Below are 21,244 nucleotides of genomic sequence, written 5' to 3' on the forward strand. Positions count from 1 at the left end.
CTGGAGGTCGTCATGGGCGCACACGGACCTATCCCGAAGCGTTCCGAGGAGCGCCGTCGCCGCAATAAGGACGACGGTCCCGAACTGATCCAGGCCCCATCGGGGCAACCGGAAGGACTTCCGGACCTGCCTGAGCCGAGTGCGCAGTGGGATCCGATAGCCGCGGACTGGTACTTGAGCCTGCGTCAATCGGGGCAGGCCGCCTTCTATGAGCCGTCGGACTGGGCGGTTGCCCGGTATGCCGCGGAGCTGATGTCGCGAGTGTTGGACTGCTCGGAGCGTGGACCGAACGGACAGCTCGTCGCTGCACTGAATTCGGTGATGGCGTCGCTGCTGACGACGGAGGGCGACCGCAGGCGGGCGCGCATGGAGCTGGAGCGGAAGAAGCCCGACAGTCCCCGGCTGGCGTCGGTGAGTCCGCTGGATTCGTACCGTGACATCGCAGGCGGCTGACGAGCAGGTCCCGGATGTCGTCACTCCCTTCACGCTCGGTCCGACGTGGAAGCGCGGCCCGGACGGCAAGTTCATCTTGCCCGAGTACACGCTGGGCTGGCATTGCCTGGCCTGGACGAAGACGTACCTGCAGCACTACGTCGGGAAGCCGTGGCAGTACACGCCTGAGCAGGCTCGCCTGACCTTGTGGTGGTACGCGATGGACCCGGCGACGAACCGGTTCCGGTGGCGAGATGGAGTCATCCAGCGCCTTAAGGGGCACGGCAAGGACCCGCTGAAGGCGACGTGGGCGGCGTTCGAGTTCGTCGGACCGTGCCGGTTCAACGAGGTTGCCGACGAGGGCAACGAGTGGGGCGTCCCTCCGGGGCAGCCGCTCGGGATGCAGCATCCGGCGGCGTGGGTGCAGATCGCGGCCGTCAGTCAGGACCAGACGCGGAACACGATGACGCTGTTCCCGCTGATCCTGTCGAAGCGGGCGATCGAGGAGTACCGCATTGACCTTGGCAAGGAGATCATTTACGCCGACAAGGGGCGGGCTCGCACTGAGGCTGTGACGTCGTCACCGCGCGCTCTTGAGGGCGGTCGGCCAACGTTCACGTCGATGGGCGAGACACATCACTGGCTGGAGTCGAACTCGGGCCACGAGATGGCCGCGGTGATCGAGCGCAACGCCACGAAATCGGCGGACGGGCAGTCCCGGACGCTGGCGGACACGAACGCGTTCGAGCCCGGCGAGGACTCGGTGGCCGAACGTACCAGGGACGCCTACGAGGCCGCAGAAGCCGGCCGGGTGGCGGACACGGGCTTGTTCTACGACACGCTCGAGGCTCCGCCTGAGGCGAAGCTGACGGAGGCGTGGATCGAGCCGACGCTGCGGGCAGTGCGCGGGGATTCGACGTGGCTGGACATCGGCCGGCTGAAGGCGTCGATCCTCGATGTCCGTAACCCGCCAAGCCGGTCGCGCCGCTTCTGGTACAACCAGATCGCCGCGGCTGAGGATGCGTGGCTGGCCCGCTACGAGTGGGACGCCTGCAAGCGCGAGGATCTGGCCCTGGCGGATGGCGACGAGATCGTCCTCTTCTTCGACGGGTCCAAGTCGGACGACGCGACGGGCCTGGCCGCTTGCCGCATGTCGGACGGCCTGGTGTCCGCCCTGGGTGTGTGGCAGAAGCCGGCGAACTGGCCGGCGCCGAACACGCCTGGGTTCGTGCCGTATCGAGTGCCGCGTGATGAGGTGCACGGTGTTGTCGAGAACGCGTTCGCCCGGTACAGGGTGCTGGCGTTCTTCGCCGACCCCGGCTCGGGCCAGGACGACGACGGTGAGATGTACTGGGACACCTACATCGACCTGTGGGGTCAGACGTGGGGCCCGAAGCTAGCTCTTCGCTCGGTGTTGTCGGGTCCGAAGGCGCATGCGGTGCGCTGGGACATGCGTGATTCTCGCAATCAGGAGACGTTCACGGAGGCCGTGAAGCGGACGCATGCGGATGTGTTGGAGCGGACGCTCTTCCATGACGGGCACAAGGTGCTGCGCACGCATGTGATCAATGCCCGGCGGCGGACGAACCGTTGGGGAGTCACGATCGGTAAGGAGCATCGTGAGTCTGCCCGAAAGATCGACCTCGCCGTCTGCATGGTCGGGGCGCGAATGCTCCGCCGGATGATCCTGAACTCGCCGAAGCGGGCCAAGAAGAAGACGCCAGGCAAGGGGAGGGTGGTGGTGCTGCGGTGACCGTCACCAGTCCGGATATCCCGCTGGTCTTCCTGTCTGACGACGAGCTTGCGCTGATCAACGTGCTGCGCGCGGACATGCTGCGGGACCGATACAACCTGCTGCTGCGGGACGCGTACTTCAACGGCGAGCAGCTGGTCCGCGACCTCGGCATCAGTATTCCGCCGCAGCTCAAGGGCCTGCATACCGTCATCGGCTGGCCGCGGGTCGGCGTCGAATCGCTGGAGGAGCGCCTCGACCTGGAGGCGTTCCGGTGGGCTGACGGCACGGACTCGACAGAGTTGGAGGAGATCGCTGACGCCAACGATCTGTTCGACGAGTCGTCGCTGGCCCACTTGGATGCCCTGATCTACGGCCGCGAGTATCTGGCGGTTGGTACGGGCGACTGTGGCGATGACTGCCCGCCGCTGATCACGGTGGAGTCGCCGCTGGATATGACGCTGATGTGGGACGCCCGGATCCGTATGGGTACCGCGGCGCTTCGCGAATGCGCGGCTGACACCTTCATCGAGTCGGGCCCCGAGGAGCGGATGATCGTCCTCTATCTGCCGGATCAGACGATTACGGCTCTGCCGTCGGAGTCTGGCGGCTGGGAGGTAGTCGACCGCGACATGCACGGCCTGGGTGTCGTACCGGTGGTGCGGTTGGCGAACCGGCAGAGAACTGCGGACCGGGTCGGCAAATCGGAGATCACTCAGGACGTCATGTCGATCACCGATGCGGCGTGTCGGCGCCTGATGGGCATCGAGGTCGCGGCGGAGTTCTTCGGCGCCCCGCAGCGCTACATTCTCGGCGCCTCCGAGTCCGCGTTCCAGGACGCCGAGGGCAACGCCAAGAGCGCCTGGGAGACGTACATCGGCCGCGTCCTCGCGCTTGAGCGGGACGAGGACGGCAACGTCCCGGACGTTGGTCAATTCGCAGCGCATGATCCGTCCGGTCAGACGAAAATCATCGACCTGTATGCGCGGATCATGTCGAGTCAGTTCGGGCTGCCGCCCCACATGCTCGGCTACACCACCGACAACCCGGCCTCCGCGGATGCCATCCGGTCCACCGAAGCGAAGCTGGTCAAGAAGTCGGAGCGGCGTATCCGCCGGCTCGGGCGCGGCTGGCAGGACGCCATGCGGCTGGCCCTGTGGATCCGGGACGGGGAGCCGCCGGACAAGACGCGGCGCATCGAGACGGTGTGGCGCAACCCGGCGACACCGACGATCGCGGCCCAGGTGGATGCGACCGTCAAGCTTGTCAGCCAAGGCATCCTGCCTGCCGACTCGGACGTTGCGCTGGAGATGGCTGGCCTGACGGAGAACCAGCGGAAGCGGGTTCGGGCGGACCGACAGCGCGCCGCGGGACGGGCTGGCAGCAACGCTCTGATGGATCGTCTCGCTGAGCTTGGTGCTGGCGGAAGCGGCGCGGGCCCGGAGCCGTCGGAGGCCGGTCTTGGCATCGACAGTCTCGGATAGTTCGGCATCAGCGGCTCGTTGGCGCGCAGCCCAGGCCGGACTGACGGCGCTCCTGCTACGTGATCTGCGTGGGCTGCGGCGTCTCATTGATCCGGCCCGGCTGCAGGCCACGGTGCCGTCGTGGATTGAAGCTGTGGGAGTGGTCGTAGCCCGCTACTCGGAGGTGGCGGCGACTCTGGCTGCCGACTTCTACGACGGCGAACGGGACGATGCTGGCGTACCTGGGGCGTTCACTGTGGCGCTCGCGGACGCCCCGCCGACGGGGCAGACGGACGGCTCGCTGCGCTGGGCCACGAAGGATCTGTGGCCGCGCGATGAGACCGACGCCACGGTCGCCCAAGTGGAGCCTCTGGACGTCCGCCTGGAAGCAGCGTTCGGCAAAGCCGATATGGCGACACAGAGGCTGGTCGCTGACGCGGGCCGGTCGACGGTTCGGCAGGCCGTGCAGCAGGACCCGCAGGCAGTGGCCTATGCGCGGTCGGCGGCTCTCGGCGCCTGCTACTTCTGCAAGCTCATGTCCAGTCGTGGCGCCGTGTACGCGACGGCAGAGACTGCGGGCCGTGACGCCAACGACCGGTTCTCCGGTGATGCGTCGGTCGTGAAGTTCCACAACAACTGCCATTGCGGGATCGTCCCCGTCTTCCGGGGGCAGCGGTTCGAGCTTTCACCCCATGCGGCGGAGTGGGACCGCATCTACCGCGAGTACGCCCAAGGCCATCCGGGAGACCAGCTTCGCCTGTTCAGGCAGGCGCTGGCGGAGCACGACTCGAACCCGCTCCCCGGATCTTTCTGATCAACGAGGTCGCCCTGGTGGCGGCCTTTCTCATTTCCACGCTTCGGCCGCCCCGGTGGCGGACCGTGTTGCCCCCGGAGGGCTAGTCATGTCTGAAGAGATCGAAACCCCCGAGCCGTCGCAGCCGGAAGCTGGTACGCCTGACGCGCCGCAGCCCGAGCCGGAGCGCAGCAATGAACCGGAGCCGCAGCCAGAGAAGCCGAAGGGGAACGCGCTCGACTCCCTCCTGGCCACGCTGGACGACGAGGTCAAGCTGGCTCTCCTCAACGAGGGCGGCAAGAAGGCGCTGCTCGCGGAGCGGGAGAAGGCCAAGCAGGCGCGCGACGCCCGCGACGCGGCTCTCGCCAAGGTGCAGGAGTTCGAGCGGGCGAAGCTCAGCGACCAGGAGCGTATCGCCGCCGATCTGAGCGACGCCCAGAAGCAAGCGGCGACCTTCCGTCAGCGGGCTGTCCGCTCCGAGGTGCGCGCCCTGGCGGCGGCCTCGTTCGCCGACCCGGACGACGCTGCCGGCGCACTCGATCTGGACGACTTCATCAACGACACAGGAGACATCGACGAGCAGGCCATCAAGTCCGCTCTCGACTCGCTCCTGGAGCGCAAGCCGCACTGGGCGAAGGCCCAGCCCCCGGAGGGCCCGCGGCGTCCCGCACCGGACCGCACTCAGGCGTCCGGCGCCAACAAGAGCAGGCCCCCTGCCCCGGGCGAGGAATTCGCCGGATGGCTGAAGCCGCAGCTCAAGTAGCTGCTGAAAGAAGGACACCATGGCGGTCACCGCCCCCCTGAAGATCTCCGATGTCAACGATGCGCTTTTGCCGCGGACGCTGGCTGGCCCGATCTTCGAGAAGAGCGTCGAGCAGTCGGCTGTGATGGCGCTGGCCCGTCCGGCGCCGCTGGCGATCGACGCGACCACGTCGGTGCCGATCCCGATGGACGTGCCGACTGCGGACTGGGTCGGTCAGGCGGCGAAGAAGCCCCTGTCGACCTCGTCGGTCGGCGTGAAGCAGATGACGGCGAAGAAGCTCGCTGTCCTCATCCCGGTCGCCGAAGAGGTCGTCATGACCAACTCCGGCGGCCTGTGGGCTCAGCTGCAGCGCGATCTGCCGACGGCGTTCGCCCGGGCCTTCGACCACGCGGCGATCCACGGCAAGACCATGAAGGGCGCCACGGGCCCCTTCACGGACTACCTGGCCATGACGTCCAACGCTGTCGCGCTGGGTACCGCCTCGCAGGCTACGGGCGGCATCTGGGCCGACCTCGTGACCGGCATGGAAGAGGTCATCGACGAGGACTGGGACTACACCGGCACCATCGCTGACCACCGCCTCAAGCCGAAGCTGCTGCTGGCGACGGACACGACGGGCCGGCCGATCCTCGTGGACACGCAGACGCCGGGCACGAACATGGCGGCTGCGGGCACGCTGATCGGCGAGCCGCTCGCGTACTCCCGGAGCGTGTCGGGCAAGCAGCGCCGCCAGTCGACGAGTTCCGACACGGGCCTGCGGGCGATCGGCGGCGACTGGTCCCAGGCCGCGTATGGCGTGGGCATGGACATCACGGTGCGGATCTCCAAGGAGGCGACTTACGTCGACGAGGAGGGCGGCGTGCACTCCGCGTTCCAGGAGAACCTGGTGCTGCTGCTCGCGGAGGCCTACTACGGCTACGTGCAGGGCGACGCGGACGCGTTCGTCAAGTTCACCGGCACCCCGAGCGGTTCCTGATGAGGCGGGCTGTCCCGGCTTCCGCGCCGGGCGGGGCAGCCAAGCCGCTGTCCATCGTCGCCCGAGTGCATGCGATGCCGCCGGAGCACAACGCTGGGGCCGAGCACATGCTCGTCTCGATGCTGCGTCCGCTGGTGGAGCGCGGGCATGACGTGTCGGTGTGGCTGTCCCGCTACGGCAAGGCCCACAAGGAGTACGACTATCGCGGCATCAAGGTGGTGCCGCTCGAGTCGCGGCTCGACTTCCCGACCGCGGTGAAGCGGGCGGACGTACTGCTCGCTCATCTGGAGACGGTGCCGTCGACAGCGTCTCTGACCCGTGGCTACGGCAAGAACCTGGTCGTGGTGTGCCACAACACGCACCGGCCGACGTTCCGGGATATGGCCGCCGGAGGTACGTCCCTGGCGGTCTACAACAGCCAGTGGATGGAGCGGGAGGCGGAGATCTTCTTCGCCGAGTACCCGAAGTCCATCCGGCCCGCGTCGTCGCTGATCGTGCGCCCGCCGGTGTTCGCCGACGAGTACGCGACGAAGCCCGGCAAGGCCATCACGCTGATCAACTGCAACCCGGAGAAGGGCGGCAAAGTCCTCGAGGCCCTCGCCGAACGCATGCCGGACCAGCAGTTTCTGGCGGTGAAGGGCGCTTACGGGGAGCAGATCCTCCCGGACATGCCCAACGTCGAGATCGTCGAGCATGTGGCAGGCGAGGACATGCGGGAGAGGGTGTTCGCGCGCACGAAGGTGCTGCTGATGCCCTCCTCGTATGAATCGTGGGGCCGAGCAGGCGTCGAGGCGCTCGCCTCCGGTATTCCCGTCGTCGCACACCCCACCGAGGGGCTGTGCGAGTCACTCGGCGAGGCTGGCATCTTCGTCGACCGGAATGAAGTTGCCGGCTACGAGGCGGTGCTGCGGAAGCTCCTCACCACCGCCGAGTATCGGCTGGCGTCGAAGCGGGCGAAGGCCCGGTCTGTCGAGCTCGATCCGGCCGCTGATCTGGCTGCCTGGTGTAGCGCTGTGGAGTCCCTGTCCTGAGGAGGCGTCGTGGCTTTCGTTCCTCCTACCGCCGAGCAGTTGGGTTTGTACTTGGGCCTCGGGGAGATCGACGGGAACCGTGCCGATCTGCTGTTGAACACTGCGATCCAGCTTTGTCAGACGGTGGTCAAGCCGCTGCCCGAGGGCGCCGAAGCAGTGGTGCTGTCGGTCGCCGGCCGGGCCTACGTGAATCCGCAGCAGGTGTCCTACGAGACGATCGGCCCCATGTCGGTGCAGCGTCCGTCTGGTTCGGGCGGCTTGTATCTGACGAAGGCGGACAAGAGCGCCCTCAAGTCGCTAGCAGGCCGCGGCGGCGCGTTCACGGTCGACCCGACGCCCACGACGGCGGATCCGTCGCCGACGTGGCCGATCGACGATGCCGGTTTCGCAGACGAGTTCGAGCCCGGCTGGGGGTATGGCTGATGCCGTATCCGTTCGGGGAGACCGTGCGGGTGTTGCGTACCGGCACTTCGCCGGGCCGGGACCCGCGCGGGCATCCGCTGCCGGGCCCGGACGAGTCGTTCAACCTCGAGCGCTGTGTCGTCACCCCGCGCGCGGAGACACCACAGGTGGGCGGCGAGCAGCAGCAGAACCGGGACACGGTCATCGTCGGATGGACCGTCTACGTCCCTGCCGACCAACCTCCGGGTGCGCGGTTGCCGCTGCGCACCACGGATCAGGTGATGGTCCGCGGAGTGAAGTGCGACATCACCGGCGAGCCCGGCGACTGGGGCCGGTCCCCGTTCACCGGGACCCGCGGCGTCATTCAGTTCGCCGCCGATCGCGTTACGGGCTGATCAGGGAGGCGGTGGCTGTGCCTGCCAAGTTCAAGATGAAGCGCAAGGGCGTCGGCGAGATGCTGCGGATGCCGGGCATGCAGGCGGAGATGCTGCGCCGCGCCGAAGTCATCAAGGGTGTCGCGCAGGCGACGTCCCCGGTCGACGAGAACAGCCCCGATCCGGGCCACTACCAGCGGTCATGGGAGACCGATTCCACGAGCCGCGGCGGACGCCGCCGCGACCGCGCTGTCGGATACGTCCGCAACACGGCCTACTACGCCCGCTGGGTGGAGTACGGCACCGAACGGGTCCCCGCCCATCACGTCCTGCTGCGGGCCGCGCAGATCGGCGGGCGGAACTAGTGACCGTCATCGTCGACATCGAGGGCGAGCTGATCCCGCGGGCGCAGGCCCGCTGGCCCGACGCCGTGGCCCGCGACGAGCTCGACAACAACCTGCTGAACGAACTCCCCACCATCCAGATCAGGCAGGCGCCCGGCGGCGGCATCGCCGCTGGCCGTCTGGCCAGAATGCTGGTCGACATCGACGTGTACGCCGCCACCCGCGCCGACGCGATCGCCCTCGCCGGTGAAGTGCTCGGCTGGGTGGAGCTCGAGCTTCGAGGCTCGAAGACCAGCACCCTCGTGATCGCCAAGGCGGGGGCAATCTCGCTTCCCGCCGAGAGGCCCTACGAGAACACCAGCCTGCGCCGCGTCGGCGCCACCTACGAGTTCTTCTGTCACCCGGTCTCCTGACCGACCTTCTGGGCCCGCGCCGCGCCCCTTCAATACCCGCCCGTGCGCGGGCTCTTCCATGTCTGGAGACATCTCATGGTCAACATCACCCGCGCCGCGGACCTTCTGGAGGTCGGAGCAAATGGAGGTGGATGGACTTCGCCGCTGGGCACGTCGTCGCCGGGCGATCCGGCGATCCAGCCGCTGGCCCCGTGGACGCCGCTGGGCGCCATCAGCGAGGACGGTCTGACGCAGGGTTTCGACGAGGACTCTCAGTCGTTCACGCCGTGGGGGTACACGTCGCCGATCCGCACCACCATCACGTCCAGCCTGCGCACGTTCGGGCTGACGGTGTGGGAGACGGGCCGTGTCGTCGTGCAGTCGCTGCAGTACCGGGTGCCGTCGGCGAGCCTGGTCCCGACGAGCGGGCTGACGACGTTCGCGGAGACCGCGAGCCCGGAGCCGGACCGGCGCGCGTTCTGGTTCGTCGTCCTTGACGGCGACAACTTCCAGCGCGGTTTCTACGTGCCGGAGGGCGAGATCACCGAACGCAGCGACGTGTCCCACAAGCAGGACGAGATCGCGGGCTTCGAGTGGACGATCACCGCCTACCCCGATGAGGCCGGGAACACCGTCTACCACTTCGACCGGGTGCCGGAGACCGAGGCGTACACCGGGTCCTGAGCTGGTGGGCGGGCCGTAGGCACCTGCGGGTGCCCCGTTGGCGCGGGCCGGCCCGCCCACCTCAAATCCCAGTCCCGCGCCGTAGAGATGAGGAGCCCGCGCCATGCCGAGCACGAGCAACAGCAGCAGGAAGCCGGGAGCAGCACAGGCCGCGGCACGGCCCGCAGCCTCCCGCCGGAAGACGGAGCCGGACGAGGAACCGGAGGTGACCGCAGCCGAGGCCCAGGAGATCGAGGCCGAGGGCCACTACGTCACGGGCCTCCTGTGCGGTGAAGAAGTTCGCATAGTCCCGCCCGGTGCGTGGCGGCAGTCGTGGCAGGAACTCCTGAACAGCGGCCAGATCCGGGCATTCATGGAGATCGTCCTCAGCCCGGACGACTTCGAACTGTTCGTTGAGTTCGACCCGACAAACGACGAGGTCGGCGAACTCATCCAGGACGCCGCTCAGCGCGCGGGTGAGAGCCTGGGAAACTCGCGTGGACCCGCGCCGTCGTCGAGGCGCACGCGGAGGCGCTAGAGGCCGATCTGCTGCGCTACTACAACGGCGTCGACCTGCTAGATGTGCACCGCGGGGAGATGTCGTGGCGCAGGCTGCGGGTCCTGATTCAGCATCTGCCGCCCGAGTCGGCGACGTGGACGGCCCTGCGGAACGGTCTGACGCCGCTGGAGCTGGCGGAGCAGGCGGACAAGGGCGAGCCGGAGAAGGGCCGCTGGTCGCAGCAGGAGCAACTGCTCGCCCTGGTCGCCGACAGGCTGGCCCGCGTCGAGTGGGTGCTGTGGTGCGTGAACACCGAGAGCAAGTCGAAGCGCCCTGACGCCCCGGAGCCGATGCGCAGGCCGGGCGCGGAACCACGGAAGAAGAAGGCGCAGCTCACTGAGGGCAGCGCGAACCGTCTGTTCGAGCTGCTGCAAGGGGGCGCCGCGTAGGGCGCCGGGAGGAGGCTCCCGGTGCCAGCTATTTCCGTCGGCTCGGTCGAAGTCGATGTTCTGCCGAACGCATCTGGTATCCAGGGGCGTCTGCGGGCGGCTCTGGTTCCTCCGGCGACGCAGATCGGTGACGAGGTCGGCCGGATCATCGGCCGGCAGATGGTCACGCACATCACGTCGGCGGTCCGGGATGGCATCAACGCTGGCGGCCGGGCGGCTCGTCCGGCGGCGGCCCGGCAGGGTGATGAGACGGCGGGGGCTTTCTCTCGCTCCTTGAAGGCACGCCTGGAGGCGGCGTTCAGGTCGCTGCCGAAGGCTGATGTGCGTCTGTCGACGACGGGTGCGGACGCGGATCTGGCGCGGCTGCGGGCCCGCATGGAAACCCTGGCCAGCAAGCGGATCGGTATCGACATTGATGCTGGTGCCGCGGTCGTCGAGATCACCGACATTGAGGCGCGGCTGACGCGGCTCGGTGCGCAGCACCCGAACGTGCAGGTGCGCGCTGATACGGCGGCTGCGCTGGCCCAGTTGGCGGCGGTGCGGGCCGAAATCGACGCCGTGGACGGCAAGAACGTCGACGTTGACACGTCGATGGCTGCGGCGAGCTTCAACAAGCTGGTGTTCGCGGCGATCGCATTCGGCCCAGCCATCCTGCCGGTGCTGCCGGTGATCGCTGCAGGGCTCGGCGCGATCGCCGCTGCCGGTACTGCCGCTGCGGTGGGTGTGGGATCGATCGCGCTGGTGGCGGTGCCCGCCTTCAAGCAGATCGGCACTGTTCTTCAGGCGCAGAAGTCGGCACAGGATGCGGCAACGAACGCCACCTATAAGGGTGCGCAGGCGTCCGGGCAGGGCGCGGCGAAGGCCCTGCAGATGGCGGGCGCGCAGCAGGCGCTGGCGGCGGCGCAGCGGAACTCGGCCCGGCAGATTGCGGACGCGGAGCGGGCTGTTGGCGATGCGGTCCGGCAGGCCGCACAGAACAATGAGCGTGCCGCTCAGCAGGTGAAGTCTGCCCGCCAGTCGCTGGCGGACGCTTACGCGCAGGCCGCGGAGCGCATGCAGCAGGCCAACGCGGATGTGTCGCGTGCCGAGCGGGACCTTGCGCTGTCGCAGAAGTCTGCCCGGCAGGCGCAGTTGGATCTGACGGCGGCCCGCCGGGAGGCCGCGCAGCAGCTGGAAGACCTCAACAGCCGGCTGACGGACTCGGTGCTGTCGCAGCGGGACGCTGAGATCGCGTTGCAGGAGGCGACCGCCGAACGCAACCGGGTGCTGGATTCGGCGACGGCGACGGAGCTCGACAAGAAGAAAGCGATCCTTCAGTACGACCAGGCCGTTCAGCGGCTGAAGGAGCAGACCACCGAGACGAAGCGCCTGAAGTCGGAGACTTCGGCGGCGAACAAGGCCGGGGTTGAGGGTAGTCAGACGGTCCGGTCGGCGCAGGAGCGGCTGGCTTCCGCGCAGCAGGACGTCACCGACAAGACGACGGCGCTGAAGGCTGCGCAGCAGAACGTCACGAAGACGCAGATCGCCAACAGTCGGGCGATCGCCGATTCCCAGTCGAAGCTTGCTGAGGCGCAGAAGGCCGTTGCGGAGACGCAGCGGCAGGGCGCGGAGACGATCGCCCGCGCCCAGGAGCGGGTCACGCAGGCTCAGCAGGCGGGCGCGGACTCGATTGCGTCGGCGCAGCGTCAGATTGCTTCCGCGTCGCAGTCGGCGGCCGGAGGCGTGGATCAGGCTGCGATCGCGCAGGCCAAGTACCGTGCCGAGTTGGCGAAGCTGACACCGTCTGCGCGGGACACGCTGAACGCGTTCCTCGGCCTGCGCACGGCGTTCGGAGCCTGGTCGAAGGCGCTGCAGCCTGCGGTGATGCCCATCTTCACGCGGGCGCTGAATGGGCTGAAGAACAGCCTGCCGGGTCTCACCCCGTTCGTGGTGGCGGCGGCGAAGGCGATCGGCGGCCTTCAGGACCGGGTGTCGCGGGGCTTCAAGTCGCCGTGGTGGCAGCAGTTCAAAACGGACCTGGCTGGCTCGGTGGGTCCTGCGATCACTGGGCTGGGGATCAGCTTCGGGCGGATCTTCAAGGGCATGGTGGGCATCATCGACGCCTTCCTGCCGCACATGGATTCGATCTCGTCGACTATGCAGCGGATCACGGGCCGATTCGCGACGTGGGCGACTGGGCTGAAGGGGTCGCCGGAGTTCGAGCGGTTCCTGTCGTACAGCGCTGAGCACGCCCCTCTGATCGCTGACGCGTTCGGGAAGGTTGCGAGGGCGCTCCTGGACGTCGGGCAAGCCCTGTCGCCGCTTTCGGGTCCGCTTCTGCAGGTCATCGGCGGTCTCGCGCAGGGCGTGGGCTGGCTCGCACAGCACGCGCCCGAGCTGGTCATCGCCGTCTACGGGCTCTACGTGGCGACGAAGCTGTGGGCCGCCTGGCAGCTGATCGTGAACGGCGCCATGGCGGCATTCCAGCTGATCGCCTCGGCAGGCCCGTGGGGCTGGATCGTCCTCGCGATCGGCGCCGTGGTGTTGGCCGTGATCTACATGTACAACCACTTCACCTGGTTCCGTGAGGGCATCCAGGCGATCTGGAAGGCGATCCAGACGGCGTCGATGTGGCTGTGGACGAACGTCCTGCAGCCGGTGTTCGCCTTCATCTGGGCCGGGCTGAAGCAGCTGGGAACCGCGGCGATGTGGCTGTGGACGAATGCGATCAAGCCCGCCTGGGATGCGATCAGTCTGGCAGCTCGGATCCTGCTGACGGTGATCACCGTCGCGGTGATCCTGCCGATCATCGTTGCTTTCAAGGTGTTCGGGGCGATCGCGGGCTGGCTGTGGAAGAACGCCATCAAACCGGCGTTCGAGGCGATCGCGGCACTCGCCGTGTGGCTGTACCGCAACGTCCTGAAGCCTCAGCTGGACGCCGTGGCGGCCGTCTTCCGCGCCCTGGCGCGAGTCGGAACGTGGCTGTGGAAGAACGCCCTCTCCCCGGCCTTCCACGGCATCGCCGACCTGGCGAAGTGGCTGTACACGAACGCGATCAAGCCCGCGTTCGGGTGGATCGTCGACCGGGCCACCTGGCTGTGGACGAAGGGCGTCAAACCACAGTTCGACCTGCTCAAGGCCGGCGTGAAAGCCGTCGGGGCCGCCTTCAAGGCGGCGAAGGACTACATCGGTGAGCAGTGGTCGAAGGTCTCGAACCTGGCCCGCAAGCCTGTCCAATATGTCGTGGATGTCGTGTACAACTCGGGCATCCGCGGCGTCTGGAACAAGGTCGCCAGCGCATTCGGGGCGCCCAGCCTGCCCAAGGTGAAGTTCGCCCGCGGCGGCGTCATGCCCGGTTACACGCCGGGCCGTGACGTCCACAAGTTCGTGTCCCCGACCGGCGGCCAGTTGGAGCTGTCTGGCGGCGAGGCCATCATGCGGCCCGAGTTCACCCGGGCGGTCGGTTCGGGCTTCGTCGGGTCGCTCAACGCGCTGGCCCGCCAGCAGGGATCCCAGGGCGTCAAGGCTGCCCTGGCTCCGGTGCTCGGCGGTAACCCGAGCACGCCGACGGACCGCTCTCTGCCCTACGCCAACGGCGGCGTCGTGCAACGATTCGCGGACGGCGGGATCTTCGGCTGGATCGGCAAGGCGGCCTCGGCCGCGGCCGGCGCCGGCTCGAAGGCCTGGAACACGGTGAAGAAGGGCGCCTCGTGGCTGGGTGACACGTTGCTGGGGTCGGCGAAGGCGGGCGTCAAGGACGTCGTCAATCCGCTCCTCAAGGGCTTCCCGGGCATGGATACCGGGTTCGGGAAGCTGCTACGCCACATGCCCGACAAGATCATCGACGCCCTGTTCGGCTACAGCAAGAAGGCCGACGATAAGGGCGCCGGAGGCCTCGGCGGGCCACGGATCGCCGCGGCGCTGAAGTGGGCCAAGACCCAGAACGGCCTGCCGTATCAGTGGGCAGGCAACGGGAATCCGTCGTGGGACTGTTCCGGGTTCATGTCGGCGATCGAGTCCGTCATCCGAGGCCAGAAGCCACACCGGCGCTGGGCGACCATGGCGTTCTCCGGGAAGACCGCCCCGCCCGGCTGGGTCTACCACGGCAACAGCCCATTCAAGATCGGCATCACCAACGCGGGTGTGGGCCACACCGCGGGAACGCTCGGCAAGACGAACGTGGAGTCGCGCGGCGGGGCCGGTGTGGTCGTGGGGTCACGGGCCCGCGGCTACAAGGACTCGCTGTTCAACAGCTGGTACGGGTTCATGCCCGGCAAGTACGACTCCGGCGGCTACCTCCAGCCGGGGCTCAACCTCGCCTACAACGGCACCGGCAGGCCCGAGCCCGTGTTCACCAGCTCGCAGTCCAACGCGCTGATGTCCGCAGCCAAGGCCAACCTCGCTACGGGCCCGGCCGCCTTCGAGGGCGACCTGTACCTCGACTCCGGCGAGTTCCTCGGCAAGGTCCGCGGCGAAGCCCAGCAGGTCGTCAACGAAGGCCAGCAACGGCTGATCGCCAGCCTCAACGCGAACTGAGGAGGCCCCCCTTGCCGATTCCCGGGAACCTCCTCAGCTCCACCACCGAAACCATCGACCCGAACACCTCCGGGTGGACACCCAAGCTGAACTGCACGATCGGCTTGGGTGTCGGCGGACGCACGGGCGGCGGCGGATGCCTGTTCGCCCGGTCGGTGGCCGCGGGGGAGATGCAGGTCCGTACCGTCTCCTCCTACACGGTCGTGGCCGGCACGACGTACTACGCGTTCTCCGACACGGCCGGGCAGGTACCGGAGCGCATCGGCATCCGCTGGCTCAACACCTCGGGCACCGAACTCGCCGTCACCTGGTCGCTGACGACGATGGCCGCCTCATCCGGATGGCATCGGGTGTCGGTCGCGGGCGCGGCCCCGGCGGGAGCGTCGCAGGCGCAGGTGCTGCTGTCGTCGACCGAGACCGCGGGCAACATCGTCCACTTCTGGGAGAACATCTACCTCGGCCTGCCCATACGGACGACCGGCAACCTGTTCGGCTTCAACACCGAATCCAGCGAGATCGACGCGACCGGCTGGGCTGCCGTCGTCAACGCCACCGTCTCCCGCCAAGTCCCCGTCATCAACTGGTCGGTCGACAACTATCTGGCGGGCGGCCAGGCCCTGGCCGTGACCGCGGTCGCCGCGGGAAACGCCTCAGTCCTTGCGGTGGACCGGCCGGCCGTCACGCCCGGCACCGAGTATCTGGCCTACGCCTACCTTCAGCCGCCCGTTCTCACCTCGCAGGCGTGGATCGAGCTGCGGTTCTACGACGGCGCGGGCAACCAGATTGCCGCCCAGCGCAGCACGTTGGCGCCCCCAGCGACGACGGGCATGTACCGGCAGCGGGCGTCCATGGTCGCCCCGGCGAACGCGGCTACGTGCTCGGTGGCGGCGGGCCTGGACTCGGCATCGGCCGGGCAGGTGCTGCGCCTGGAGACCGTCGTCGTCACCGTCGCACCGAAGGTACAGGCGGGCAGCCTGCTGCCGTATGCCGACGCATCGATCGAGCAGGGCATCGCCGGATGGACCGTCACATCCGGGGTGGCGACGATCGCCCGCACCACACCGTGGGGACTGTCGGCATTCGAGGGCTCCTACGCGCTGGCCGTGTCATCGGCTACGGCGACCGCGTCCACACTCCGCTCCGTCAAGGTCTCCGGGATCACGGCGGGCCTGAACTACCGGGCACAGGTCGTCGCACATTCGGCGGCCGGATCCTGGTCGTCGGTGCGCACCCGGGTCCGCTGGTTCGACGCCGCCAACACCGACCTGGGCTCGTCGACGGGCACCTCCTACACGTTGCCGGGCTCGTCCTGGTATGCGCTGCCGTCGGATGCGGTCGCACCCGCGGGGGCGACGCAGGCCGCGGTCGAGGTGCTGGCGACGGCGTCGGCGACGTCGAGCGTCCTGCACCTGGACCAGATCGCCGTGTGGGAGGTTCTGCCACAGACCGCGGTGTCCGCCCACGACAGCGACGGCTACATCACCCTCACCCTGCGCGAGCTGCTGGTCGACGACCTGATCAGCGTGTACCGGGTCGGCCCGGACGGCATGCGCACCCTGGTGCGCGGCGCATCGGGGCTGATCGACCAGCAGCTCATCACCTCGGACCTGATGGTCATCGAGGATCATGAGGCGCCGTTCGGGGTGCCCGTCTACTACCGCATCGAGATGTACAGCAGCCCCGGCGTCGCCGCCGGGACCAGAACATCAGCGGCGGTGACGCTGACGCTCGCCGACATCAACACGAGCTGGCTGAAGGACCCGGGCAATCCGCAGAGGAACTGCCTGGTCGCGGTACAGACGCCGCCGGACTGGACTCGACCCATCGATCAAGCGCAGTTCGTGGTCCGCGGGCGCCGCAACAAGGTCACCCACTCGGGGATACGCCAGGGCCTGGAAGGCGGCCTGGCGATCTGGACCCGCTCGGATGCCGAACGGGCCGCCCTGCACCTGCTGCTCAACTCGGGCAACACCTTGTTGTGGCAGGCCGTCCCCGGGATGGGCGTCGCCGACATGTACGTGTCCGTCGGAGAAGTCCCCGAGACGCGCGTCGGAAAGCTGGCGCAGGAGCAGTGGCGGGCCTGGACTTTGCCGCTCACCGAAGCCGATATGCCGGTCACCACCGCGGTGAACGGATCAGGCGGACGCACCTGCCAGGACATCGTCGCCGAGTTCGCAACTTGCGCCGATCTGCTGGCCGTCTACGGCACGTCCGAGGATCTGCTGCTCGACCGGCGGACGGGGTGACGCCTTGTACCCCGTCACGGACCGGTTCCTGCAGCGCATCACCGAATCCCACACACCCATCACGAGGGTGCAGCTGTTCCTGACGACCGGGCAGGTCATCGACGTCGACCACACCGGCGGCAGCGTGACCGTGGACCGATCGCAGGCCATCCGCCGCACCTGCAGCATCACCGGAGCCGACACCTCGTTGATCCCCCGCACCCCGTCGGATGAGCTGGCCACCTACGGATCCCGGCTGCGGGTTTCCCGCGGCGTCGACTACGGCGACGGCACCCAAGAACTCGTGCCCTTGGGGGTGTTCCGCCTCGACGACGTCGACGGCGACGTCTCACAGGGCCCCATCACCTTGCAGGGCAAAGACCTGTCCGTGGTCGTCGCCGACGACAAGTTCACTGCCCCGTACCGAGTGACTGGCACGGTGGTCAGCGCTGTCACGGAGCTGATCCGCCGCAGCCTGCCGACCGCCGACATCATCTCCACGATCGTCGACATCCCCATCGGCACCCGCATCTTCGACATCGAAGCTGATCCGTGGGCCGGCTGCCAGGAGATCGCCGCCGCCGCGGGCGCCGAGGTGTACCCGAATGCGGACGGTGTCTTCGTCATCAGCGTCCTCCCTGATCTGCTGACCACACCGCCCGTCTGGTCGATCGAAGCAGCGGAGGGCGGCGCCTACATTTCCGGCAGCCGCTCCATGACCTCCGCAGACGTCAACAACGGGGTGTCGGCACGCGGCGAGAACACGTCCGACAACGTCGCCCCCGTCTCCTACCTGGCCGTCGACAACGACCCGGGCAGCCCCACCTACTGGTCCGGCCCCTTCGGTCGGCGCCCGAAGTTCTACAGCTCCTCCGCGTGGATCACCACGGGCGCCTGCCAGAACGCAGCCCAGCTGCTGCTCGCGCAGGCGAAAGCGCCCAACGCGGGCGGCGACATCAGCTCACTGCCCAACCCAGCCTTGGAGCCGGGCGACGTGCTGCGCGTGGCCCACGAGGACGGAACGAAAGAACTGCACCAGGTTGCCGCGTTCACCGTGCCGCTCGACCTCGGGAGTGGCTTCCCCATCTCCACGATCGCGGCGAAGGAGGACGCATGACCTCCGCCCACCACATCAACCGTGCCCTGACGGCAGCCCTACAAGGGGCCGCGAAACGGGCCGGAGAACAGGCGCCGAGCGTGCGGGGCGCGGACTGGCGGCTCGCCACCGTCACCGCCGTCAACGCAGGCGGGACCGTCGACGCCGACGGCATCCCCGGCATCCGCCGCCTCAAGTCCTACACGGCCCCGGCCGTGGCCGACGTCATCGTCATCAGCCAGTCCAGCAGCGGCAACTGGATCGCCATCGGACCGCTCGCCACCACCTGAAACAGAGAGGGGGAGGCGTGACTGCGCCCGACCAGTACGGCCAGAACGTAGCGATCTGGCAGATGACGGATGCCCCGTCCATTCCCGGGGCCGCCCAGGCTCTCGCCGACGGAATCATCCCCCGCACAGTGATGCGGTTCGCCTCAGCGTCAGCCCGCGGCGCCACCCTGGCCGGCGCGTATGCGCCCGTCGAGGGCATGGCCACCTACCTGCTCGATGTGAACCGGCTGGAGGTCTACAACGGGTCGGCCTGGGTGACGCCACCGCAGGCCCTCACATCGACGACCAGCGGCCTCGTCATGGAGCCCGGGTTCAGCCAGCTCGACTTCGCCGGCTACCGCGAGGGCCGCAACGTCATGATCGACGTGTACCTGACCCGCACCGGCGCCACCATCAACGAATCAGACGGCAACATCCTCGACACCGCCTGCTGCACACTGCCCGCCGGATGGCGGCCCACCCACCAGACCATCAACGGCGCCTGGGATTCCGGAGTTGCGAGCGGCGGCTTCGTGCTGGGCACCGACGGAATCTGCACACTCCGGTCGGCGAGCGGCAACATCAACAACGGCTCCAACCTGCGCCTGCACAGCACCTTCCTCATCACCACCTGAGCCCCCCAAGGGAACGTACAGAGAGGGGCTCACGTGACCACGTCAGGCCCACAGCGCTATCCCGGCGCGTCTCGTTTCGCCCTCAACTGTCGTTACAACTCATAGACTTGAGGTACGACAGCGGCGCCTGACGGTGCTACCAACACCGCACAGGCGCCTGACCGAACTCCCTGATCAGAGCAAGGAGACGGCTGTGGCTGATAGTCCCATGCCTGCCCGCCCGAACGCCAAGCCGCTGTGCATTGACTGCAACACCGAGCCCAAGATCAAAGGCCACTCGGTATGCCGGGCATGCAACTACCAGCGAGTGAAGGCCTGGCGCGTAGCAAATCCGGAGAAGTTCGCCGCGCAGGTCGCCCGCGAGAACGCGAAGGTGACGCCTGAGGTCCGCCGCCGTCGACTGCTCTCTAAGAAGTACGGCATCACCCCCAGGCACTACGACGAGATGCTCAAGGCACAGTCGGGTGTCTGCGCAGGATGTGGATTGCCGGAGAAGGACAACGTCCACGGCGTACTCGCTGTGGACCATGACCACGAGACCAGGGTCGTCCGTGGCCTTCTTTGCAACCCCTGCAACACCGTGCTGGGGCTGGTCAAAGAGGACGCCGAGACTCTGTTGGTGCTCGTCGATTACCTGCGTAGCGCAGGGAGGCAACATGACCAAGCAGGGACCTCAGCGGTTTCCCGGAGCTAGCACCGCCTACTGGTACGGGTCGAAGTACCCGGGCTCCGCGATGGAGGTCAACGTCCTCTGCTGGCACTCCACCGAGGGAACGTCTCTGCCGTCGTATGACGGCGGATCGATGGCCCCGAACCTCACGGCGAAGCCGGACTTCGCGGCGAAACGGCTGGTCTGGCACCAGCACTTCGACTTCGACGTGTCCTCCCGCGCCCTGCGCAACCTGTCGGGCGGCGTCGAGACCAACACCCTCAACGTGTGCCAGGTGGAGATCGTCGGCACCTGCGACCCGGCCACCCACACGAAGTGGGCGCAGGCCGGGATTCAGCACCTGTACATGCCGGAGCTGCCGGACTGGGCGATCCGCGACCTCGCCACGTTCGCGAAGTGGGCCAACGCCAACCACGGCGTGCCCCTGTCATCCGGGCTCACCTTCAAGCCGTACCCGTCCAGCTACGGGTCCAACGGCGTCCGCATGACCGGCAGCCAGTGGAACAACTTCAACGGGCACTGCGGCCACCAGCACGTCCCCGAAAACGACCACGGCGACCCCGGGGCATTCCCGATGGTCGCCATCCTCGCCGCCGCCAAGAACGGCACCACCCAGGAGGACGACGTGGCGCTCACCGACGCCGACAAGAAGTGGATCGCCGACACGGTGAAGGCCCAGTCCTTCGCCGGTGTCTGGAAGACCGACGGGATCGGTGCGCCAGTCGACGCCGTGGACGCGAAGACGAACCCGACTTGGCAGGCCCAGTCCATGCTGCGCGACATTCAGGCCCGCGTCCGGGCGAACACGGCCGCCGAAGCGGCGCAGAGCGCGGCGATCGCCAAGCTCGCCCAGCTCATCGGCTCCAACGTCGACACCGCCCAGGTCGTCGCCGCCGTACAGAAGGCCATCGCCGACGCCGTCGTCAAGGTATCCGTGGACGTCAACGGCCCGGCCGCCACGTGACCGGCCTGGACTACGACTGGGAGTTCCTGGAGGACGGAAGCCGCATCGCCCCGATCTCCATCGGCATCGTGGCTGACGACGGCCGCACGTACTACGCCGTCAACGCCCTCCTGGCCGCGCGCGGCTGGAAGGGCTGGCGGTTCCGGCGGCGGGTGCGAAAGCACCAGTGGCTCATGGAGAACGTCGTCCCCCATCTGCCGAAGCCGTCCGGCGACTGGAACCTCCACATGCCGAAGCGCTGGCTGTTCAACTACCTCGACCCGGCCGTAAAGCCGATCGAGCGGATCGCACGCGAGGTCCGCGACTTCATCCGCGACTCCGGGGGCGACGTGCAGCTGTGGGCCAACTACGGCGCCTACGACCATGTCTGCCTCGCCCAGCTGTGGGGCCGAATGATCGACCTCCCAGACGGCGTTCCCATGTTCACCAACGACATCCAGCAGGAACGAGCCCGGCTCGGCTTCAGCTGGGACGACCTGCCCAAGCAGGAATCCGGCGAGCACAACGCGCTCGCTGACGCCAGACACAACCAGACCGTCCGGCGCTGGCTCGCCGAA

General features: G+C 67.9%; 22 protein-coding genes. All 22 read left to right on the forward strand.

Going from position 1 to position 21,244, the window contains the following annotated elements:
- Positions 1-12: 12 nt before the first annotated feature.
- Entirely contained in the window at positions 13-453 is a 441-nt protein-coding gene (locus VIU94_RS17255; RefSeq protein WP_331912449.1) for a phage terminase small subunit, read from the forward strand.
- The gene (locus tag VIU94_RS17260) at positions 434-2,185 is read left to right on the forward strand and encodes a terminase large subunit domain-containing protein (RefSeq protein WP_331912451.1); all 1,752 of its coding nucleotides are present in this window, start codon (positions 434-436) and stop codon (positions 2,183-2,185) included. The genes VIU94_RS17255 and VIU94_RS17260 overlap by 20 nt, the downstream gene beginning before the upstream one ends.
- Positions 2,182-3,648 (forward strand): phage portal protein, encoded by a 1,467-nt coding sequence (locus VIU94_RS17265; RefSeq protein WP_331912453.1) that lies wholly within the window; start codon positions 2,182-2,184, stop codon positions 3,646-3,648. Before VIU94_RS17260 ends, VIU94_RS17265 begins: the two co-directional genes overlap by 4 nt.
- Positions 3,581-4,441, forward strand: coding sequence for a VG15 protein (locus tag VIU94_RS17270; protein WP_524540636.1), 861 nt, complete (start codon positions 3,581-3,583; stop codon positions 4,439-4,441). Before VIU94_RS17265 ends, VIU94_RS17270 begins: the two co-directional genes overlap by 68 nt.
- 88 nt (positions 4,442-4,529) lie before the next feature.
- Complete coding sequence (locus VIU94_RS17275; RefSeq protein WP_331912457.1) at positions 4,530-5,183, forward strand: hypothetical protein; 654 nt, start codon at positions 4,530-4,532, stop codon at positions 5,181-5,183.
- A 19-nt stretch (positions 5,184-5,202) separates the two neighbouring features.
- The gene (locus tag VIU94_RS17280) at positions 5,203-6,159 is read left to right on the forward strand and encodes a phage major capsid protein (RefSeq protein WP_331912459.1); all 957 of its coding nucleotides are present in this window, start codon (positions 5,203-5,205) and stop codon (positions 6,157-6,159) included.
- 74 nt (positions 6,160-6,233) lie between these two features.
- Positions 6,234-7,190 carry a glycosyltransferase family 4 protein gene (locus tag VIU94_RS17285; protein ID WP_331912492.1) on the forward strand — a complete coding sequence of 319 codons (957 nt, stop codon included), beginning with the start codon at positions 6,234-6,236 and terminating at the stop codon, positions 7,188-7,190.
- A gap of 9 nt (positions 7,191-7,199) precedes the next feature.
- Complete coding sequence (locus VIU94_RS17290; protein ID WP_331912461.1) at positions 7,200-7,613, forward strand: hypothetical protein; 414 nt, start codon at positions 7,200-7,202, stop codon at positions 7,611-7,613.
- A complete protein-coding gene (locus VIU94_RS17295) occupies positions 7,613-7,987 on the forward strand; it encodes a hypothetical protein (RefSeq protein WP_331912463.1) in 375 nt (124 codons plus the stop codon). Before VIU94_RS17290 ends, VIU94_RS17295 begins: the two co-directional genes overlap by 1 nt.
- 17 nt (positions 7,988-8,004) lie before the next feature.
- Positions 8,005-8,331: an HK97 gp10 family phage protein gene (locus VIU94_RS17300; protein ID WP_331912465.1), complete on the forward strand. Its 327-nt coding sequence runs from the start codon at positions 8,005-8,007 to the stop codon at positions 8,329-8,331.
- A complete protein-coding gene (locus VIU94_RS17305) occupies positions 8,331-8,723 on the forward strand; it encodes a hypothetical protein (protein ID WP_331912467.1) in 393 nt (130 codons plus the stop codon). The genes VIU94_RS17300 and VIU94_RS17305 overlap by 1 nt, the downstream gene beginning before the upstream one ends.
- A gap of 75 nt (positions 8,724-8,798) precedes the next feature.
- The gene (locus VIU94_RS17310; protein WP_331912470.1) at positions 8,799-9,386 is read left to right on the forward strand and encodes a phage tail tube protein; all 588 of its coding nucleotides are present in this window, start codon (positions 8,799-8,801) and stop codon (positions 9,384-9,386) included.
- A gap of 103 nt (positions 9,387-9,489) precedes the next feature.
- Positions 9,490-9,903 carry a hypothetical protein gene (locus VIU94_RS17315; protein ID WP_331912472.1) on the forward strand — a complete coding sequence of 138 codons (414 nt, stop codon included), beginning with the start codon at positions 9,490-9,492 and terminating at the stop codon, positions 9,901-9,903.
- A gap of 59 nt (positions 9,904-9,962) precedes the next feature.
- On the forward strand, positions 9,963-10,313 hold the full coding sequence (locus tag VIU94_RS17320; RefSeq protein WP_331912474.1) for a hypothetical protein: 351 nt from the start codon (positions 9,963-9,965) through the stop codon (positions 10,311-10,313).
- Between the two features lie 21 nt (positions 10,314-10,334).
- The gene (locus VIU94_RS17325; protein ID WP_331912476.1) at positions 10,335-14,828 is read left to right on the forward strand and encodes a hypothetical protein; all 4,494 of its coding nucleotides are present in this window, start codon (positions 10,335-10,337) and stop codon (positions 14,826-14,828) included.
- Positions 14,829-14,839: 11 nt separating this feature from the next.
- Complete coding sequence (locus tag VIU94_RS17330) at positions 14,840-17,074, forward strand: hypothetical protein (RefSeq protein WP_331912478.1); 2,235 nt, start codon at positions 14,840-14,842, stop codon at positions 17,072-17,074.
- Positions 17,075-17,078: 4 nt separating this feature from the next.
- On the forward strand, positions 17,079-18,170 hold the full coding sequence (locus VIU94_RS17335) for a DUF5047 domain-containing protein (protein ID WP_331912480.1): 1,092 nt from the start codon (positions 17,079-17,081) through the stop codon (positions 18,168-18,170).
- Entirely contained in the window at positions 18,167-18,439 is a 273-nt protein-coding gene (locus tag VIU94_RS17340; RefSeq protein ID WP_331912482.1) for a hypothetical protein, read from the forward strand. The genes VIU94_RS17335 and VIU94_RS17340 overlap by 4 nt, the downstream gene beginning before the upstream one ends.
- Before the next feature lie 17 nt (positions 18,440-18,456).
- On the forward strand, positions 18,457-19,053 hold the full coding sequence (locus VIU94_RS17345; RefSeq protein WP_331912484.1) for a hypothetical protein: 597 nt from the start codon (positions 18,457-18,459) through the stop codon (positions 19,051-19,053).
- Between the two features lie 193 nt (positions 19,054-19,246).
- The gene (locus VIU94_RS17350) at positions 19,247-19,747 is read left to right on the forward strand and encodes an endonuclease VII domain-containing protein (RefSeq protein ID WP_331912486.1); all 501 of its coding nucleotides are present in this window, start codon (positions 19,247-19,249) and stop codon (positions 19,745-19,747) included.
- A complete protein-coding gene (locus VIU94_RS17355; RefSeq protein ID WP_331912488.1) occupies positions 19,710-20,687 on the forward strand; it encodes a hypothetical protein in 978 nt (325 codons plus the stop codon). Before VIU94_RS17350 ends, VIU94_RS17355 begins: the two co-directional genes overlap by 38 nt.
- A partial coding sequence (locus VIU94_RS17360; RefSeq protein ID WP_331912490.1) for a 3'-5' exoribonuclease domain-containing protein occupies positions 20,684-21,244 on the forward strand: 561 nt, incomplete at its 3' end. The genes VIU94_RS17355 and VIU94_RS17360, both read left to right, overlap by 4 nt.

The sequence above is a fragment of the Streptomyces sp. genome (assembly GCF_036566765.1).
Lineage (GTDB): Bacteria > Actinomycetota > Actinomycetes > Streptomycetales > Streptomycetaceae > Streptomyces.

Coding starts and splice junctions, on each gene's coding strand:
- VIU94_RS17280 (WP_331912459.1), top strand. CDS start 5,203: ATGGCGGTCACCGCCCCCCTGAAGATCTCCGATGTCAACGATGCGCTT.
- VIU94_RS17275 (WP_331912457.1), top strand. CDS start 4,530: ATGTCTGAAGAGATCGAAACCCCCGAGCCGTCGCAGCCGGAAGCTGGT.
- VIU94_RS17340 (WP_331912482.1), top strand. CDS start 18,167: ATGACCTCCGCCCACCACATCAACCGTGCCCTGACGGCAGCCCTACAA.
- VIU94_RS17355 (WP_331912488.1), top strand. CDS start 19,710: ATGACCAAGCAGGGACCTCAGCGGTTTCCCGGAGCTAGCACCGCCTAC.
- VIU94_RS17295 (WP_331912463.1), top strand. CDS start 7,613: ATGCCGTATCCGTTCGGGGAGACCGTGCGGGTGTTGCGTACCGGCACT.
- VIU94_RS17255 (WP_331912449.1), top strand. CDS start 13: ATGGGCGCACACGGACCTATCCCGAAGCGTTCCGAGGAGCGCCGTCGC.
- VIU94_RS17320 (WP_331912474.1), top strand. CDS start 9,963: ATGTCGTGGCGCAGGCTGCGGGTCCTGATTCAGCATCTGCCGCCCGAG.
- VIU94_RS17310 (WP_331912470.1), top strand. CDS start 8,799: ATGGTCAACATCACCCGCGCCGCGGACCTTCTGGAGGTCGGAGCAAAT.
- VIU94_RS17285 (WP_331912492.1), top strand. CDS start 6,234: ATGCCGCCGGAGCACAACGCTGGGGCCGAGCACATGCTCGTCTCGATG.
- VIU94_RS17315 (WP_331912472.1), top strand. CDS start 9,490: ATGCCGAGCACGAGCAACAGCAGCAGGAAGCCGGGAGCAGCACAGGCC.